The 17,343-nt window shown below is 73.0% G+C and carries 15 protein-coding genes; 4 read left to right on the top strand and 11 right to left on the bottom strand.

Annotated features, from left to right (window positions below):
• Window positions 1–127: 127 nt before the first annotated feature.
• The 5 genes from ABZT87_RS01550 to ABZT87_RS01530 form a co-directional block, all read right to left on the bottom strand.
• Entirely contained in the window at window positions 128–457 is a 330-nt protein-coding gene (locus ABZT87_RS01550) for a phospholipase (protein WP_355132889.1), read from the bottom strand.
• A gap of 21 nt (window positions 458–478) precedes the next feature.
• Complete coding sequence (locus ABZT87_RS01545; RefSeq protein WP_355132887.1) at window positions 479–1,873, bottom strand: DUF4331 domain-containing protein; 1,395 nt, start codon at window positions 1,871–1,873, stop codon at window positions 479–481.
• 50 nt (window positions 1,874–1,923) lie between these two features.
• Window positions 1,924–2,202, bottom strand: coding sequence for a hypothetical protein (locus ABZT87_RS01540; protein ID WP_354854243.1), 279 nt, complete (start codon window positions 2,200–2,202; stop codon window positions 1,924–1,926).
• A 163-nt stretch (window positions 2,203–2,365) separates the two neighbouring features.
• Window positions 2,366–4,909: a bifunctional FO biosynthesis protein CofGH gene (locus tag ABZT87_RS01535; RefSeq protein ID WP_355132885.1), complete on the bottom strand. Its 2,544-nt coding sequence runs from the start codon at window positions 4,907–4,909 to the stop codon at window positions 2,366–2,368.
• A gap of 235 nt (window positions 4,910–5,144) precedes the next feature.
• Window positions 5,145–6,167 carry a hypothetical protein gene (locus tag ABZT87_RS01530; protein WP_355132883.1) on the bottom strand — a complete coding sequence of 341 codons (1,023 nt, stop codon included), beginning with the start codon at window positions 6,165–6,167 and terminating at the stop codon, window positions 5,145–5,147.
• 98 nt (window positions 6,168–6,265) lie between these two features.
• Between ABZT87_RS01530 and cofD the strand changes: the two genes are divergently transcribed.
• On the top strand, window positions 6,266–7,213 hold the full coding sequence (gene cofD / locus ABZT87_RS01525; protein WP_354854238.1) for a 2-phospho-L-lactate transferase: 948 nt from the start codon (window positions 6,266–6,268) through the stop codon (window positions 7,211–7,213).
• Window positions 7,210–8,298, top strand: a complete 1,089-nt coding sequence (locus ABZT87_RS01520) for a coenzyme F420-0:L-glutamate ligase (RefSeq protein WP_355132881.1) — start codon at window positions 7,210–7,212, stop codon at window positions 8,296–8,298. Before cofD ends, ABZT87_RS01520 begins: the two co-directional genes overlap by 4 nt.
• 19 nt (window positions 8,299–8,317) lie before the next feature.
• Here ABZT87_RS01520 and ABZT87_RS01515 read toward each other — a convergent pair whose 3' ends face one another.
• Together ABZT87_RS01515 and ABZT87_RS01510 are read right to left on the bottom strand one after the other, a co-directional pair.
• Window positions 8,318–9,316 carry a winged helix-turn-helix domain-containing protein gene (locus ABZT87_RS01515; protein ID WP_355063017.1) on the bottom strand — a complete coding sequence of 333 codons (999 nt, stop codon included), beginning with the start codon at window positions 9,314–9,316 and terminating at the stop codon, window positions 8,318–8,320.
• 291 nt (window positions 9,317–9,607) lie between these two features.
• The gene (locus ABZT87_RS01510) at window positions 9,608–10,654 is read right to left on the bottom strand and encodes a hypothetical protein (RefSeq protein WP_355132879.1); all 1,047 of its coding nucleotides are present in this window, start codon (window positions 10,652–10,654) and stop codon (window positions 9,608–9,610) included.
• Between the two features lie 102 nt (window positions 10,655–10,756).
• On the opposite strand from ABZT87_RS01510, the gene ABZT87_RS01505 reads away from it, so the two are divergent.
• Window positions 10,757–11,332 carry an NUDIX hydrolase gene (locus ABZT87_RS01505; RefSeq protein ID WP_355063221.1) on the top strand — a complete coding sequence of 192 codons (576 nt, stop codon included), beginning with the start codon at window positions 10,757–10,759 and terminating at the stop codon, window positions 11,330–11,332.
• Here ABZT87_RS01505 and ABZT87_RS01500 read toward each other — a convergent pair.
• The gene (locus tag ABZT87_RS01500; protein WP_354854232.1) at window positions 11,280–12,371 is read right to left on the bottom strand and encodes a sugar phosphate nucleotidyltransferase; all 1,092 of its coding nucleotides are present in this window, start codon (window positions 12,369–12,371) and stop codon (window positions 11,280–11,282) included. The genes ABZT87_RS01505 and ABZT87_RS01500 overlap by 53 nt on opposite strands.
• 63 nt (window positions 12,372–12,434) lie before the next feature.
• Window positions 12,435–13,580: a glycosyltransferase family 1 protein gene (locus ABZT87_RS01495; RefSeq protein WP_354854230.1), complete on the bottom strand. Its 1,146-nt coding sequence runs from the start codon at window positions 13,578–13,580 to the stop codon at window positions 12,435–12,437.
• Window positions 13,581–13,731: 151 nt separating this feature from the next.
• On the opposite strand from ABZT87_RS01495, the gene ABZT87_RS01490 reads away from it, so the two are divergent.
• Entirely contained in the window at window positions 13,732–14,421 is a 690-nt protein-coding gene (locus tag ABZT87_RS01490) for a TIGR03089 family protein (protein WP_355132877.1), read from the top strand.
• A gap of 246 nt (window positions 14,422–14,667) precedes the next feature.
• Here the strand turns inward: ABZT87_RS01490 and ABZT87_RS01485 are convergent, their stop codons facing one another.
• On the bottom strand, window positions 14,668–16,677 hold the full coding sequence (locus tag ABZT87_RS01485; protein WP_355132875.1) for an acetoacetate--CoA ligase: 2,010 nt from the start codon (window positions 16,675–16,677) through the stop codon (window positions 14,668–14,670).
• A gap of 142 nt (window positions 16,678–16,819) precedes the next feature.
• Window positions 16,820–17,338, bottom strand: coding sequence for a hotdog domain-containing protein (locus ABZT87_RS01480; RefSeq protein WP_328423667.1), 519 nt, complete (start codon window positions 17,336–17,338; stop codon window positions 16,820–16,822).
• Between the last annotated feature and the right edge of the window lie 5 nt (window positions 17,339–17,343).

The following is a 17,343-nucleotide window of genomic DNA, read 5'->3' as shown; positions in this document are numbered from 1 at the left end:
CGCAAAGCTGATCTTGGTGGGGGACAGGTTAACGCGGCGCGGCGCAGACCGCCCGTCGAGCCGTGGACAGCACTCGCACCCCGCCCACATTGTGGATGGGGTGCGAGTGAAAAGTGGCGCTTCGAGGTCAGCCGGCGGCCCCAAAACCGCTGCTGGGCCACACGAACTCGGCTATCCCTCCACCATGGACAGAAACGACGCCCGAGGACGTGTCCTCGTCCCACCAGACGGTATACAGACCGGCGGGCAGATCGGGATAGACCGCACTGTGGAACGACCCGTCCCGCACCCGGCGCTCCCGTACCGCCGAGTGGACCCGCCGATCATCGCCGCGGCTGATCTCGATCTCCCGGCCGTGCAACTCCCGACCGGTGTAGACGATCAGGGCACCGGTGTCACCACCCAGTTCGAGGACGACACTCCCCGTCTCCGACGGCCCGTACGTGTGCTCGTGCATCCGCTGCTCCCCTGCCGAAGATCAGGACGACGCCGGCGGGTTGTTGAACCCGTCGTACGGCGTACCGAGGTAGGGGAAGCTCGCGAGGAACGGGGCCGTCACGTCGGCGGCGCTCAACCCGGGGGTGACCGCGGCGGCCGCCGCGTCCGGGCGGAACGTCTTGTCGACCAGCGGGACGGTCACCCCGGCGATCGCCCGCAGCGCGATGCTGACCACGTCGTCGCCGACCCGCCGCCCGTTGGGGAAGCCGGCCAGGTCGCCGCCGAGCACCCCGAACCGGTCCGGCCGTTTGGTGGGCGCGATCGCCGTGTTCAGCCGCAGCATGTCGGCCTGCACGTCACCGGTCGCGTTGGTGAAGCCGTCGATCAGCCCAGCCGGTACGCCGGTGAGCAGGATCGCCACCAGGTCGGCCCGGGCCTTCTTCGACTTGTTGAGCTTGTCCAGGTTGGGAAAGACGTCCGGGTAGAGGGCCGGCAGCAGCGCGGCCAACTCGGGCCGCTCGACGAACTGCGCGAACCGCTTGTCCTCCGACGGTGGCAGCGAGTTCCACAGGTCCTTCTTGGACATCGGCACGATGACCTCGTTGAACAGCGGATTGCCCAGCCGGGAGACCTGGGTGAACGGGCCGGTGGAGGTGTCCTGCGCGACCCGGTCGCCGAGCACCCGGACCTGCCGGCGCGACGCCGACGTCCACACACCGAGCACCGACGCCTGGTCGGCCGCGCCGTACCGGCTGGCGCGGCGGCGCACCTGCTTCAGCGGCACCTGCACGGCGAGGCTGTGCACGTTCATCCGGTCGGTGGCGTTGACCGGCTCCCCCTCGGCCTTGAAGATCTTCTTCCCGGCGACGTGCAGCTGCTGGAACGGCCGCAGCGTGCCGAGGTCGAAGATCGCCCCCAGGTCGACGAAGAAGCCGTCCGCGCGCTGGCCGGCGAAGACCCGCTCCCCGGTCGACAGGGTGTAGGTGGCCTGCCGGACGAGGTCGGCGTACTTCGGGGTGGACAGCGGGCCGACGTTGCACGGCGGGCAGGGCAGCTTGTGCGCGAGCCGGTGCTCCCGGCCGTCGGTCACCCGGGTCAGGCTGTAGAACTGCCGGCGGTTCCAGTTCTTGCTGTCCAGCGAGTCGATCGGCCCGGTGTTGTAGAGGAAGCTGTTCGGGTTGGTGATCTCGGTGGTGAACTCGAACCGGTAGGTGACGTCGGGCTGGCCGTCACCGTCGTTGTCGATGTGGATCTCGTAGCGCACGTCGTCGCCGAACTCGAAGAAGTTCGGCCCCCCGGACGGGAGCTGCAAGGGCACGTAGTTGGCGATCAACGTGACCGTGTCGGCCTTGTCGGGGCTGACGAACGCGTAAAGGTCGGAGCTGTCGGCGACCGGATCCTTGGCAATCTCCGGAGCCTCGCGGTGGGAAGACATGGCGGACCAACCTCACTGGGCGGGGACTGATGGCGGGCGGAGCGTGCGGGTCAGCGCCGGGCTGCGCGCCGCAGTCGGTCCGCCAGGCCGCGGTCGCGTACCTCGATCCGGGATTCACCGACGAAGACGTCCATCGTTCCGGACGCGGCGTCGCGCAGGTGCACGACGATCGGTTCGTCGTCCCGACCCGCCGCGCCCGGCGCGTTCTGCGCGGCCGACAGACCCGGCACGGTGAGTGCGGCGGCGCCGAGGGTGGCGCTGGCCGCGGCGGTCAACGTCTGCCGGCGGGTCAGTCGCGGCCAGGGCCGCTTCCGCTGATCACTGGTCATGGGCAACCTTTCCGGCGGCGGCGCGTACGCGCCCGCGGTGACGGACGGGTCCGGTGCCGTCGAGGTGACGCCGCCGGGCCCCTGAGGGAACACCGGCGGCGGTCCTCGCCGCGACCGCCGCCGGCACCGCTTGGTACGGCCGACGGCGGGAAAAGGTTCGACTTCAGCGCGGAGCGTGACCGTACGCAGTCGATCGCTTGCGCGCCGGACGACCGGCGGCCTTCGCGATGGCCCGCAACTGCTCCTCGGTACGCGCCGACCCGTTGCCGGAGCCGGCCATCCGGGAGATGGTCTCCTCCATCAGCGTGCCGCCCAGGTCGTTGCAGCCACCCTGGAGCATCGCCACGGTGCCCTCGTCGCCGAGCTTCACCCAGGAACACTGGATGTTGTCGATCCGGCCGTGCAGCAGCAGCCGCGACATGGCGTGCACCACGCGGTTCTCCCGCCAGGTCGGCCCCGGGCGGGCGATGCCGGCCAGGTAGATCGGTGCGTTGGTGTGCACGAACGGCAGCGCCACGAACTCGGTGAATCCGCCGGTACGGTCCTGCACGCCGGCCAGCACCCGGAAGTGCGCCAGCCACTGTCCGGGGTGGTCGACGTGGCCGTACATCATGGTGGAGCTGGACCGGATGCCCAGCTCGTGGGCCGTGCTGACGACCTCGACCCAGGCGGCGGCCGGCAGTTTGCCCTTGGTGAGCACCCAGCGCACGTCGTCGTCGAGGATCTCGGCGGCGGTGCCCGGGATGGTGTCCAGCCCCGCCTCGCGCAGCTGGGTCAGCCATTCGCGCACCGGCACACCGGCCTTCGCGGCGGCGGTGACGATCTCCATCGGGGAGAACGCGTGCACGTGCATCTCCGGCACGCGGGCCTTGATCGCGCGCACGATGTCGGCGTACCCGGTGACCGGCATCTTCGGGTCGATGCCGCCCTGGAGGCACACCTCGCTGGCACCGGCCGCCCACGCCTGCTCGGCCCGGTCGGCGACCTGGTCGACGGAGAGCCGGTACGCGTCGGCGTCCCGCTCACGCTGGGCGAACGCGCAGAACCGGCAGCCCACGTAGCAGACGTTGCTGAAGTTGATGTTGCGGTTGACCACGTAGGTGACGTCGTCGCCGACCGCGTCGCGGCGTACGTCGTCGGCGAGCCGACACAGCTCGTCCAGCGCCGGCCCGTCCGCGCCGAACAGCGCCAGCGCCGCGTCGGTGTGCCGGGGATCGAGCAGGGCCGCCGGGTCGTCGGCCGCCAGCCGCAGCCCGGCCGCCAGGTCACGGTCCGCACCACTGCCGGCCAGCGCCGGGGGTACGCCCGCTCGCTGCGCCGCCGCCTCGGGGGTGACCTTGCCGGCGACCTCGGACCAGTCGCCGTAGACGCTGTCGAAGTCGCCGCGCCGGTCGTCGGTGCGGCCGGTGGTGTCGATGGTGGCGTGCAGGTCGGTGCGCCCGCCGAACGTCTCCTCCGGCTCCTGCCAGGGGCGCCCCTGCGGGAGGGCCGACTCGACCGCCATGCCGGTCGCCGGGTCGGCGAGGGCGTTCACGTGCGGCAGCAGCCGCGGGTCGAGCCACGGGTCACCGGCGCGCACGTACTCCGGGTAGATCGTCAACCGCTCCCGCAGCGTGAACCCGGCCAGCTCGGTGTGCCGGGCCAACTCCTCGATCTGCGGCCACGGGCGTTCCGGGTTGACGTGGTCCGGGGTGAGCGGGGAGACGCCTCCCCAGTCGTCGATGCCGGCGCGCAGCAGCAGAGCGTACTCGCCGGCGATGAGGTTCGGCGGGGCCTGGATGCGGGCCTTCGGGCCGAGCAGCAGTCGGGCCACCGCCACCGTGGCGGCCAGGTCGTGCAGTTCCGCGTCGGGCATGCCGCGCATCGCCGTGTCCGGCTTGGCGCGGAAGTTCTGCACGATCACCTCCTGGAGGTGGCCGTACTCCCGGTGCGCGCGGCGGATCGCGAACAGCGCGTCCACCCGCTCGGCCGGGGTCTCCCCGATGCCGATGAGGATGCCGGTGGTGAACGGCACCCCCACCCGGCCCGCGTCGTCGAGCACTCGCAGCCGGACCGCCGGCTCCTTGTCCGGCGAGCCGTAGTGCGGGCCGCCCGGCTCGGACCACAGGCGGGTCGCGGTGGTCTCCAGCATCATGCCCATGCTCGGGGCGACGGGCTTGAGCCGTTGCAGCTCCGACCAGGACAGCACGCCCGGGTTGAGGTGCGGCAGCAGGCCCGTCTCCTCCAGCACGGCCACCGCGCAGGCGCGCAGATAGTCCAGAGTGGAGTCGTAGCCGCGCTCGTCGAGCCAGCTCCGGGCCGCCGGCCAGCGCTCCTCCGGCCGGTCACCGAGGGTGAACAGGGCCTCCTTGCAGCCCTGGGCGGCGCCCTCCCGGGCGATGGCCAGCACCTCGTCGCGGTCCAGGAACGGCGCCGGCAGCCGGTGCGGCACGGTGGCGAACGTGCAGTAGTGGCAACGGTCCCGGCAGAGCCGGGTCAGCGGAATGAAGACCTTCTTCGAGTACGTGACCACGCCCGGCCGCCCGGCGTCACGCAGCCCGGCGTCGCGGATCCCACCGGCGGTCCGGAGCAGCTCGTCGAGCGCGTCGCCACGGGCGGCGAGCAGCGCGGTCGCCTCGTCGACGTCGAGCGCGCGCCCGGTCGCGGCCCGGCCCAGGGCCCGCCGCACGCTCGCCTCGCTCGGACCGGAGTGGGTGCGATCAACCATCCACTCAGCCTATGCGCAGCGCGAGCCCGAGCCACCAGACCCAGCCCGCAGCGTGGGAAACCGCACGCCATGATCACTTGATTCGTCGGTGGAGGGGGCGGGCACCACCTGCGGCTCCTTTGCTCTGCTTCAACCTACGCAACACCGCGCGTCCGATATTCGGACGCCGGGCGTTGCCTCGGTTGAAGCAGAGCAAAGGAGGACCCGAACATCACCAGCCCGGAGGGCTGGCGGCTCAGCGGGGCTGGTCGGGGTGCTCGCCCGGGTTGATGTGTTGGGTGCGGTCGGCGTCGGGGTCGGCCGGGCGCGGGATGGCCTGGGTGGGGTCGGCGGAGGCCGGCTCGGCGGACTGGCGCGGGATCGTCTGGGTCGGGTCGGCCGACGGCGGCTGCCCGAACGGCGGCGCGGGCGGCGCCGACTGCGGGGCCGGGTTGGCCGGGGGCGCGGACTGCGGGAACGGCGGCGCGGACTGCGGAGCGGCCTGGAACGGCGGCGTGGACTGCGGGGCGGCCTGGAACGGCGGGGCGGACTGCGGGTGCGGCGGCGCGGACTGCGGAGCCTGGAACGGCGGGGACGGCTGGCCGTACTGGCCGGGGAACTGCGCCGGCGGGTAACCGCCCGGCTGGCCGGCCTGCGGGTATCCGCCCGGCTGGCCGGGAGCGGGCCATCCGCCGTGCGGCTGGCCACCGGGCTGACCCGGAGCCGGCCAACCGCCCTGCTGCTGCGGCCAACCCGGCTGCGGCTGGCCGTAGACGCCCGGCTGCGGCTTCGGCTTGGGCACGTAGTAGAACGCCCGCCAGATCGTGAAGACCACCCAGGCGGCCACCGCGAAGATCACCAGCCAGGCGAACCGGGTGAGGAGGCCGAGCAACGCGTCGAGGATCTCGGCCTCGGCGAGGCGGCCCACCGTCCAGATCAGCATGGTGAGGGTGCCGAGCACCGCGCTGACCGCGTACTCACCCAGCGCCACCTGCGTGATCAGCTTCGCCTTCGGCAGCACCGGCGCGACGTGGGTGGCCAGCAGGACGGCCAGCAGCGGCAGCGCCACCGACTCCACCCCGATGAACGAGAAGAACTGATCGCCAGCTCGGTCGGTGAAACCGCGGTAGTCGTTCGGGGTGAGCAGCCGGAGCAGCCCCACGAAGAGGAACACGGCGTTGGCGCCGAGCAGGGCGAGCGCACCCAGTTCGCGCAGTGGCTTGGTCAGCTGGCGGGCCTGCGTCGCGTCGGCGGACGCGGGCTCGGCGGGGCTGGTCACGAACTCCCCCTCGGGGCATGGACGGACAGGGCGCACGTGAGCCTAGTCTCCCCGGCCACCGGCGGACCGGAGGCGTCGCGTACGCGAGGATGGTCGACATGCGCATCGTGGTTCTGGCCGGCGGCATCGGCGGCGCCCGGTTCCTGCTCGGCGTCCGGGCGTACGCCCGCGAGGTCGGCGCCGAGGTGACCGCCGTGGTCAACGTCGGCGACGACCTGTGGCTGCACGGGTTGAAGATCTGTCCCGACCTGGACAGCGTCATGTACACCCTCGGCGGCGGCGCCGACCCCGAGCGGGGCTGGGGCCGGGTCGGCGAGAGCTGGACGGTCAAGGAGGAGCTGGCCGCGTACGGGGCGGAGCCGACCTGGTTCGGCCTTGGCGACAAGGACATCGCCACCCACCTGGTGCGCAGCACCATGCTCAACGGCGGCTACCCGCTGAGCGCGGTCACCGAGGCGTTGTCGACCCGGTGGCAGCCCGGCGTACGCCTGCTGCCGGCGACCGACGACCGGCTGGAGACCCACGCGGTCGTCGACGGTGACGAGGGCCAGCGGGCGATCCACTTCCAGGAGTGGTGGGTGCGGTACCGGGCCGACATCCCCACCCACCGTTTCGTCTTCGTCGGCGCGGAGACGGCGACGCCGGCACCCGGGGTGCGGGAGGCGATCGGCGCGGCCGACCTGGTGTTGATCGCGCCGAGCAACCCGGTGGTGAGCATCGCGCCGGTGCTGGCCGTACCGGGGATGCGCGAGGCGGTGACCGACGGCCCGGCGCCGGTGGTGGGTGTCTCGCCGATCATCGGCGGCGCCCCGGTCCGGGGAATGGCCGACCGCTGTCTCGCCGTGCTCGGGGTCGAGTGCAGCGCGGCCGGGGTGGGCCGGCTCTACGGCCCTCGGGCGGCGGGTGGGCTGCTGGACGGCTGGCTGGTGGACGAGGAGGACGCCGACACGCTGGTGCCGGAGGTGACGGTCCGCGCGATGCCGCTGCGGATGACCGACGAGGCGGCGACGGCGGCGATGGTCCGCGCCGCGGTGGAGTTGACGTGAGGCTGGAGATCCTGCCGGTGCTGGGCATCGGCCATGTGACCGAGGGTGACGACCTGGCGGCGCTGATCGCCACCGCCGCGCCATGGCTGCGCGACGGCGACGTGCTGGTGGTGACCAGCAAGATCGTCTCGAAGGCGGAGGGGCGGCTGGTCGACGTCCCGGCGGACGGGCCGGAGCGGCTCGCCGCGCGCGAGGAGGTGCTGGCCGGCGAGACCGCCCGGGTGGTGGCCAGCCGGGGGCCGACCCGGATCGTGCAGACCCACCACGGCTTCGTGATGGCCTCCGCCGGGATCGACGCGTCGAACGTCGACAAGACCCGGCTGGTGCTGTTGCCGGTGGATCCGGACGCGTCGGCCCGGGAGCTGCGCGCCGCGCTCCGGGAACGGTACGACCTGGATGTCGCCGTGATCATTAGCGACACCATGGGCCGGCCCTGGCGCAACGGGCTGACCGACGTGGCGCTCGGGGTGGCCGGGATGCCGGCCATCCGCGACCATCGGGGCGAGGTGGACCCGTACGGCAACGAGCTGCAACTGACCCAGATGGCGGTGGTGGACGAGCTGGCGGGCGCCGGTGAGTTGATCAAGGGCAAGTGTGACCAGGTCCCCGTCGCCGTGGTGCGCGGCTACCTCGCGGCCACCCGCGCGGACGACTCCGACGGCGCGCGGGCGCTCATCCGTGATGCCGCGCAGGACCTGTTCTCGCTGGGCACCGCTGAGGCTCGGGCGTCCGGGCTGGCCGAGGCCGCGACCCTCGCCGAGGCGATCGGCCCCGAGCCGGCCGACCCGGCCGCGGTGCGACGGGCGCTCGACGCGGTCGCCGAGGTGGTCACCCCCGGCACGGTCTTCACCCTCGTCGACGAGGCGGAGGTACGCGCCGGCCTGGTCGCCGAGGTGCCGGGCTGGCCGGCCAACGCCAGCGCGCTGGTGCTCGGCACCGCGCCGGCGCCGGTCGACCCGATGGACCTGGTCCGATTCGGCGCCGACCTGCACCGGCTGCGCGTCGCCCTGACCGCCGAGGGTGTCCGGTCGACGCTGCTGCCTCCGCCGGCCGGCAGCCCGGCCAGCGCCGCACTCGCCCTGTGACCCCACGGCCGGGCCAGACTCACGCGTCCAGGACGGCCCGGCCCAGCGGGGTCAGCGTGTGCAGCACGGTGTTGCGGTCGCGGTGACTGACGAGCAGGCCGGCGTTGCGCAGCACGGTGGCGTGCTGGCTGGCCGCCGCCGGTGAGATGTTGAGCCGGCGGGCCACCTCGCCCGTGGTGCAGCCGTCGTGGCTGGCCTCCAGCACCGCCGCCCTGGTCCGGCCGAGCAGCGCGGCCAGCGAGTCGCGGCCGGCGCTCGACGCGGCCAACGCGTCGCCGTCGGTCGCGGCGATCCCGCCCAGCCGGTCCACCGGATAGACCAGCACCGGCGGCAGCGCCGGGTCGAGCAGGGCGACCGGGGTGCCCGCGCAGAAGAACGACGGCACCAACAGCAGCCCTCGACCGTCCAGGTGCAGCTCCCGGCTGTGCGGGTAGTCGCGCACCTCCAGCACCCCGCTGTCCCAGCGCATGCGCGGGCGAAGGCTGGCCAACAGCCCTTCGACGCCGCCGTCGAGCAGGGCCCGCGCGCGGAGGGTGCGGTCCGCCGCCACCGCCGACTGGATCCGGCTCCAGTACGGGCCGATCGCGAGCGACCGGTACTGCTCCATGGACTCCGCGAGGTGGCGCAGCATCGCCCCGTCACCGCGGGCCAGCGCGGTGGCGGAGGCCGGCAGTTGGTTCTCGGCGGCCAGCAGGTTCAGATCCCGCTGGAGCAGCTGGGTCGGCGTGCTGCGAACCGCTTCCAGCCCCGCCTCGAAACCCTCGACGCTGGCGTACGGGGTGAGGAAGTCGGGGAAGTAGCCGCGCGGCGGGTTCAGGGCGAAGAGCAGTCGGAGCTGGTCGGAGGCGGCGTCCTGGCGCAGACCGCGAGTCACGGTGCGCCGCCAGGTCGACGTCAACGGATCGCGGTTGCGGCCCTGCAACACGTGCAGGCTGAGGACCAGCTCCCAGACCGGGTCGGCCGCCGGCGCCACCCGGGTCCGGAGAATGTCCTCGCCGGAAAAGTGGATCTTCAGCATGGAGCGCTCCCGTGTCGCCGGCAGAGGGATGCCGGGCGACCGTTCGACTCTACCCGGCCGGCAGTTATCTCCATCTTTAAGCCTGGGCTGAAAAACCTCGACGTCCCCGGGGCCGGTTAGGCATGCTTCCAGTGCCCGAGCACGGCACCGACACGTCATGGACGTAACCGGCGCCGGGGCACCGGGGACCGGGGAGGGACCGGTGATCGGGCGGCACCACGAGGGTCTGCGGCCCTTGCTCCGCAGAGGTGCCGTCCGGTCATCCCATCGCTGCGGAAACGCCTGCCCCGCTCAGCCGACCCAGAGCGCGACCCGATGGTCCTCGTCCGTGACGTAGAACGGCCGTCCGTCCAGCTCGGCCAGCCCCTCGACGTGGTGAAACGGCGCCAGGTCGGCCACCGGCTCCCCGACCAGTCGGCACGAGTCGCCCGTCCGCCCCGCCGGGAACCGGAACCGCACGTGCCGGGACGTGACCGCGCCCCCGCCCGGATGGTCGTCGAGCAGCACCGACCCCTTGCCCAGCGCGTCGATCGAGCCGATCACTGCCGCGTACCCGCCGTCCGGCGTCGGCGCGATCGCCCGGAAGCCGGTCAGCTCGCCCGGCGGGGTCACCCCGGTCACCGCGTACGCCCCCAGCGCCCGGGGCCACACCGGCTCCGCGGCGAACATGCCCGGCACCCCGGACACCTCCACCAGGATCGGCTCGCCGGCCTCGGTGACCGGAAAACGCAACCCGAGCAGCACCGTGCCGGCCGGGGTGAAGGCCGCGGCCTCCACGTTCAACGGCAGGTCGTCCGGGGCCAGCCGACTCACCCAACTCTTCGCCCGACTGGTCCCCCGCGCCAGCGTCTCCACGATGAACCGGTCGCGCACCCGCTTCCCGGGCGGCAGCAGGGTCAGCGGGGACGCGGCGAGGGCGTCGTTCACCGCGCGGTGCAGCCGGAACCGGTTGCGCACCACGTGCACCGGCAGCGGGCCGGCCGCCGCGTCGTCCTCGCGGAACCGGGCCACGAACGCCCGACGGGGGCGCAGCGGGCCCGCCTTCGAGCCGAAGTGGGAGCCGAAGACGTACACCCAGCCGTCGTGGTGGGCGAGCGCCTCACCGTCCTCGGTCCGGCCGTTCTCGACCCCGGCGTCCGCCGTGACGTGCCGGGCCGTCCACTCACCGTCGTCCAACTCCAGCAGCAGGGCCAGGCAGCGCTCCACCGGGCCCTCGTCCAGCACCGTCCAGAAACCCCGCCGAGCACCGTACGACCGCAGCAGCGCGGACGATCGCACCGGCAGCAGATCGCTTGCCTCGTTGCCGGCCACCACGAATTCGACGAGTCGCAGGGTCACCGCGCCAGCGTACGGAGGGCACGCTCGTACAGTGACGGGGTGCCTGACACCGCGCTCACCGGACCCGCCGTCGACCCCACCGATCCCGCGTCGTACGCGACGCTGCACGCCGACGCCGTCGCGCTGCTGCAGGGCTGGCAGCCGACCAGCCCGGCGGCGGCCGACGCGCGGGACCGGACCCTCGCGCTGCTCGCCGCCGGCCCGGTCGCGATGAGCCGGCAGCACCGCCCCGGCCATGTCACCGCGAGCGCGCTGGTGCTGGACCCGACCGGCGCACGGGTGCTGCTCTGCCTGCACGCCAAGTTCGGCCGCTGGGTGCAGCTCGGCGGACACTGCGAACCGGTCGACCAGACCCTGGTCGGAGCCGCGCTGCGCGAGGCCACCGAGGAGTCCGGCATCGACGGCCTGCGCATCGATCCGGTGCCGATCGACATCGACGTGCACGAGGTGCTCTGCCAGGGCGGGTCGCGCCACTACGACGTCCGGTTCGCCGTGGTCGCCCCGCCCGGCGCCGTCGAGCAGGTCAGCGACGAGGCCGAGGAGCTGGGATGGTTCCCGCCCGATCGGCTGCCCGAGCCGCTGGCCGGCGGGACGGCGCAACTGGTCGAGCCGGCCCTCGCGGCCCTCAGACGTAGCCCTCTTCGCCCCGCTCCTTCAGCTCGTCGACGAGGAGCTTGACGTCCTGGGCCCGTTCACGCGGGCAGACCAGCACCGCGTCCGGAGTGTCCACCACGATCAGGTCGCGCACACCGAGGACCGCCACCAACCGGCCCGACTGCGGCACCACCACCAGATTGGCGGTGTCCCGCAGGAGCACGCCCGGCTTGGCGTCGGTGCCGAGCACCACGTTGCCCGCGTCGTCGGCGGGCAGCACGTCACCCAGGGTGTGGAAGTCACCGACGTCGTTCCAGCCAAAATCGCCCGGCACCGTGGCGACCCGACCCGCGGTGGCCGCGCCCTCCATCACCGCGTAGTCGACGGAGATCTTCGGCAGCGTCGGCCAGACCGTGCCGAGCACGTCGTCCTGCTCAGGGGTGCCCCAGGCGGTGGCGATCGCGGTGACCCCCGCGTGCAGCGCGGGCTGCTGGCGGGCCAACTCGGCGAGGAACACGTCCACCCGCCAGACGAACATGCTCGCGTTCCACAGGTGCCGGCCCGAGCGGACGTACGCCTCGGCGACCTCGGCGGCCGGCTTCTCCTTGAACTCGGCCACCTGGCGCCACGGCGTGCCCTCGGTCTCGTCGCCGGTCTCCAGGTAGCCGTAGCCGGTCTCCGGCCGGGTCGGGGTGATCCCGACCGTCATCAGCATGCCCTGCTCGGCCCCCCGGACCGCCTCCCGCACCGTGCGCACCCAGCTGTCCGGGTCGCGGATCAGGTGGTCGGCCGCGAAGCTCCCCATGACCGCGTCCGGGTCACGCTGCGCGATCACCGCCGCGGCCAGCGCGATCGCCGCGCAGGAATCCCGGGGGGACGGCTCGACCAGGATGTTCTCCTCCGGCAGCCCGGTCAGCTGTCGGGCGACCGCCGCGACGTGCGCGGCGCCGGTGACCACGAGGGTCCGATCCGGTGTGGTCAGCGGCGCGAGCCGCTCCACGGTCGCCTGGAGCAACGAGGCGCTGGTACCGGTCAGCGGGTGGAGGAACTTGGGGTGGCCGGCGCGGGACAACGGCCACAACCTTGTGCCGCTGCCACCTGCCGGGATGACCGCATAAAGCATCCGCACATCATGCCCGACGCATCCGCCCGCAGTGGCACGGGTCACCACGAGAGGCCCGAAGGGTTACGACCGGGCGCGACTCCAGGCGGCGATGTGCACCTCGGCGCTGGACTCCCAGGTGAACTCCTTGGCTCGGTCGAAGCCCGCCTTCGCCAGCGACAACCGGCGCTGCTCGTCGTCGAGCAGGGCGGCCAGGTCGGTGGCGATCTGGCCCGGGTCCTCCGAGGTGTACGCCACGGCGTCGCCGCCCACCTCAGGCAGCGAGAGCCGGGGGGTGGTCAGCACCGGGGCGGCGCACGCCATCGCCTCCAGGATCGGCAGGCCGAACCCCTCGCCGTACGACGGGTATGCCGCGACCAGCGCGCCACCGAGGAAGCCGGGCAGGTCGGCGTAGCGCAGGTAGCCGGGGCGCAGCAGCCGCAGGTGGGACGGGACCTCGGCCACCGCCCGGTCGATGTCGTCGTCGTGCCCCTGCCCACCGGCGATCACCAGGGCCGGCGGGTCGACCCGGTCGGCCACCGCGCGGGCCCAGCCGCGGATCAGGTTGGGCACGTTCTTGCGCGGCTCCTTGGCGCCGAGGAAGGCCACGTACGTGCTGTTGCCCAGCCCCAGCCGGGCGCGCACGCGGGCCTTCTCCTCCTCGCTGGGCGCGTGGAAGGCGTCGTGGTCGACACCGTGGTAGGCCACGTCGATACGGGTCGGGTCGGCGTCGAGCAGCCGGATCAGCTCGTCCCGGGTGGCCTTGCTGGGCACGATCACCCGGTTGGCGCGGCGCATCGAGGTCTTGATGGCGCTGCGGAAGAACGTGCGGCGGGACTTGTCGTAGTGCTCCGGCTCGGTGAAGAACGTCGCGTCGTGCACGGTGACCGTGACGGGGCACCCGGCCCGCAGCGGGCAGGTGTAGAAAGGCGAGTGCAGCACGTGCGCGCCGACCTGCTGGGCGAGCAGCGGCAGGCCGGTCTGCTCCCAGGCGAGCCGGGCCGGGCGGTGCGCCACGGCGGCCGGAGCGGGGATGATCTCCGCGCCGGGCAGCATCCGGGTGTAACGCTCCAGGTCGGTGCGGAGGCTCACCACGGCCAACTCCACCCCCGACCCGCACACCTTGCCGAGGGCACCGAGCAGACCGTCGACGTATCGACCGACGCCACCACGGTCGGCGGGGACACTCGTGGCGTCGATGAGCACGCGGGGCGGGCGACCGGCGGTCACGGGGCGACTCCTTGAGGGTGGGTCTGTGGGGAACAACACTCCGGGGTAAAGCCTACGCCGGAGTACGGGGCCGACGCTGACTGCGACCCGACGGTACGCCGACTTGTCATCGTCATCGAGTACGGGCGGCGGAGGCGTATCGTTCGCGCCGATGGCCGACAACATTGCCCGGGTGTTCGCCGACGCGATCGCGACCGACCCGACCCGACCGCTGCTGACCTGGTACGACGACTCCACCGGCGACCGCACCGAACTCTCCGGCGCGACCCTGGCGAACTGGGTGTCGAAGACCGCCAACCTCCTCGTCGACGAGGTCGGCCTCGCGCCGGGCACAGCGGCCGGCGTGCTGCTCCCCCCGCACTGGCAGACCGCCGCCGTCCTGCTGGGCTGCTGGTCAGCCAAGGTGACCGTCGCCGACACCCCGGGCGCGGTGGACGTTCTCTTCGCCGCCGCCGACCGGCTCGACGAAGCACAGTCCTGGCCCGCCGACGAGCGGTACGCCCTGGGCCTCGCCCCGCTCGCCGTCCCGCTGCGGCAGGTGCCGCCCGGCTTCGCCGACTACGTGGTCGAGGTACGCGGGCACGGCGACCACTTCACCCCGCAGTCCGGTCCCGGCCCCGCCGACGCGCACCTGCTGGCCCGCGCCGAGGCCCGCGCCGACGAGCTGGGCATCGAGCGTGGGGCACGTGTCCTGGTCGACGCCAGCCGCTACCCGGATCCGGTCGACTGGCTCCTGGCCCCGCTGACCCGGGCCGCCACAGTCGTCCTGTGCGCCAACCTGGCCCCGGCCAACCTCCCCACCCGCCTGACCACGGAGAAGGTCACGCACGCTCTCCCGTGACCCACCCGCCGGCGCCCCGGTGGCGCGGCAGCGCGGCACCACGGGGATCCCCGTGGTGGGCGCCCGGCACGGCCAAGGGCCGGTGGGTACGCGTCCGTCCTTTGCTCTGCTTCAACCGGCGCAACAGAAAGCGGCCCGGACTGTTGCGTCCGCGTAAGCAGAGCAAAGGACGCGTATGCCGGGGCACACCCCAGTCACCACCATGCGCTCCGACGGGGCGGAGACGAGTCGCCACGCGGCCAACTGTCAGGCGGGCGTCCTGTTCGCAGGGCGGCGTTGGGCCAGGGCGGCGAACGCGGTAAGCGACTCCGGGTTCACCAGCGCGCCCTTGGCCGCGGCCTGGTCGACCGGGGTGCCGGTGAGGATCTTCTTGACCGGCACCTCCAGCTTCTTCGCCGAGAGGGTGCGGGGCACGGCGCGTACCTGGTGGATCTCGTCGGGCACGTGCCGGGGTGAGAGGGCGGTCCGCAGCTCGCGGCAGATCTTCTTCCGCAGCGCGTCGTCCAGCGTCAGCCCGTCGGCCAGCACCACGAAGAGCAGCAGTTCACCGGCGCCGCCCTCGTCGTCCTCCAGGTGCACCACCACCGAGTCGACGACCTCGTCGAGGCCCTCGACCACCGAGTAGAACTCGGCGGTGCCGAGCCGCACCCCGCCACGGTTGAGGGTGGCGTCGGAGCGCCCGGTGATCACGCAGCCGCCCCGGGAGTTGATGGTGATCCAGTCACCGTGCCGCCAGACGCCCGGGTAGACGGAGAAGTACGCCTCGGCGTAGCGGGTGCCGTCCGGGTCGTTCCAGAAGCCCACCGGCATGCTCGGCATCGGCTCGGTGATCACCAGCTCGCCCAGCTCGCCGATCACCGGGGTGCCGTCGGCCGAGCGGGCCTCCACCTTGGCGCCCAGCGCGCGGCAGGCGATCTCACCGGCGTACACCGGCAGCAGCGGCACCCCGCCGACGAAGCCCGTGCACACGTCGGTGCCGCCCGACAGCGACTGGAGCTGCACCTGGTCGCCGACGGTGTCGTACACCCAATGAAAGCCCTCGGCGGGCAGCGGCGCACCGGTGGAACCGACACCGCGCAGCGCGGACAGGTCGGCGACCTCGCGGGGCACCAGGCCGGCCTTGCGGCAGGCCAGCAGGAACGGCGCCGAGGTGCCGAAGTACGTGGTGTTGGTCTCGGCCGCCAGCCGCCACAGCGCGCCGAGGTCGGGCTCGGCCGGCTGGCCGGGCTCCGCCCGGACCCCCGGGTTGCCGTCGAACAGCACGATGGCCGCGCCCACCGCCGGCCCGGAGACCAGGAAGTTCCACATCATCCAGCCGGTGGTGGTGAACCAGAAGAAGCGGTCGGCCGGGCCGAGGTCGTGGTGCAGGGCGAGCATCTTCAGGTGTTCCAGCAGGATGCCGCCGTGGCCGTGCACGATCGGCTTCGGCAGGCCGGTGGTGCCCGAGGAGTAGAGCACGTACAGCGGGTGGTCGAACGGCACCGGCGTGAACGTCGACGGCTCGTCGGTGGGCGCGGCCAGCTCCGCCCAGCTCAGTGCGCCCTCGGGCGCGGAGCCCGTCGGGTCGAGGTAGCCGATGCTCACGGTGTGGCGCAGCGACGGCAGGGCCGCCCGGATCGCGGCGACCTCGGCGCGGCGGTCCACCGGCTTGTCGCCGTAGCGGTAGCCGTCCACGGCGACCAGCACGGTCGGCTCGATCTGCTGCCACCGGTCGGTGACGCTGCGCGTGCCGAACTCCGGCGCGCAGGACGAGAAGATGGCCCCCAGGCTGGCGGTGGCCAGCAGCAGGACGTACGTCTCGGGAATGTTGGGGGCGTACGCCGCCACCCGGTCCCCGGCGGTGACGCCGAGGCGGCGCAGACCAGCAGACACCCGGCGGACCTGCTCGCGCAGCTCCCCGGCGGTGAGGGTGACCGGCCCCCGGGTCTGGCCGTGCGCGATGACCACGGGGTCGTCGTCGGCGCGGCCCGGCATCCGCAGCACGTTCTCGGCGTAGTTGAGGGTGGCGCCCGGGAACCAGCGGGCCCCGGGCATCCCCCGCTCGGCCAGAGTGGCGGTCGGCGGGGTGTGCGCGATCACCTCGAAGTGGTCCCAGATCGAGCGCCAGAACGCGTCCAGGTCGGTGACCGACCACCGCCACAGCGCGTCGTAGTCGGCGAAGTCCAGCCCGCGGTGCTCGCGCAGCCAGCGCAGGTAGTCGCCGATCCGGGACCGCTCCAGCACGTCCGCCGGCGGCGTCCACAGCACGTCACCCACTGCTCCACCCTCCCCTGGCCCCGCACGACACTGTGAATGGGCCGTGGCGCCATCTTGCCCTACCTCGAAGCGCCATTCTGCGCACCGGGTACGCCGATCGACGCGTGCCCGGCCCACACTCCAGCCCACCCACCCATGTGGTTCAGCCCGCCCGGTGCGCCTGGATGGCCCGGCGGCGGGCCAGGCGGTGTGCACGCCGGATCTCGGCCTCCCGGTACCGGCGCTCGTCCTCCGGCGTCTCCGGCAGCACCGGACGGACCATGCGCGGCGCACCGCCGACGTCCACCCCGACGAAGACCAGGTACGCCGTGGCCACCCGCACCGGCGCGTCCTCGGCCGAGTCCCACCGCTCGGCGACCACCCGCACGCCCACCTCCATCGACGTCTGCCCGGTCCAGTTCACCTGGGCGTGCGCGTGCACCAGGTCACCGACCCGCACGGCCTCGGAGAAGACGATCTCGTCGATCGCCGCGGTGACCGCCGTTCCGCCGCTGTGCCGGGCGGCGGCGGCGCCCGCCACGTCGTCGACGAACTTCATCAGGACCCCGCCGTGGACGGTTCCGTAGAGGTTCACGTCCACCGCAGTCATGATCTTGCTGAGGGTGACGCGCGAGTACGACGTCGGCTTGCCGGTCGGAGCGGCGGAGAGGTGCTCGGTCATGCCGG

This window comes from Micromonospora sp. NPDC005237, assembly GCF_040607775.1.
GTDB lineage: Bacteria > Actinomycetota > Actinomycetes > Mycobacteriales > Micromonosporaceae > Micromonospora.
The sequence above is the reverse complement of the archived record's forward strand: the minus strand, read 5'-3'. Positions and strand labels throughout refer to the sequence as shown.

Bases quoted from the DNA above. Each gene is read 5' to 3' on its own strand.
- ABZT87_RS01550 (WP_355132889.1), bottom strand. From the start codon at position 457: ATGCACGAGCACACGTACGGGCCGTCGGAGACGGGGAGTGTCGTCCTC.
- ABZT87_RS01545 (WP_355132887.1), bottom strand. From the start codon at position 1,873: ATGTCTTCCCACCGCGAGGCTCCGGAGATTGCCAAGGATCCGGTCGCC.
- ABZT87_RS01540 (WP_354854243.1), bottom strand. From the start codon at position 2,202: ATGACCAGTGATCAGCGGAAGCGGCCCTGGCCGCGACTGACCCGCCGG.
- ABZT87_RS01535 (WP_355132885.1), bottom strand. From the start codon at position 4,909: ATGGTTGATCGCACCCACTCCGGTCCGAGCGAGGCGAGCGTGCGGCGG.
- cofD (WP_354854238.1), top strand. From the start codon at position 6,266: ATGCGCATCGTGGTTCTGGCCGGCGGCATCGGCGGCGCCCGGTTCCTG.
- ABZT87_RS01515 (WP_355063017.1), bottom strand. From the start codon at position 9,316: ATGCTGAAGATCCACTTTTCCGGCGAGGACATTCTCCGGACCCGGGTG.
- ABZT87_RS01500 (WP_354854232.1), bottom strand. From the start codon at position 12,371: ATGCTTTATGCGGTCATCCCGGCAGGTGGCAGCGGCACAAGGTTGTGG.
- ABZT87_RS01490 (WP_355132877.1), top strand. From the start codon at position 13,732: ATGGCCGACAACATTGCCCGGGTGTTCGCCGACGCGATCGCGACCGAC.
- ABZT87_RS01480 (WP_328423667.1), bottom strand. From the start codon at position 17,338: ATGACCGAGCACCTCTCCGCCGCTCCGACCGGCAAGCCGACGTCGTAC.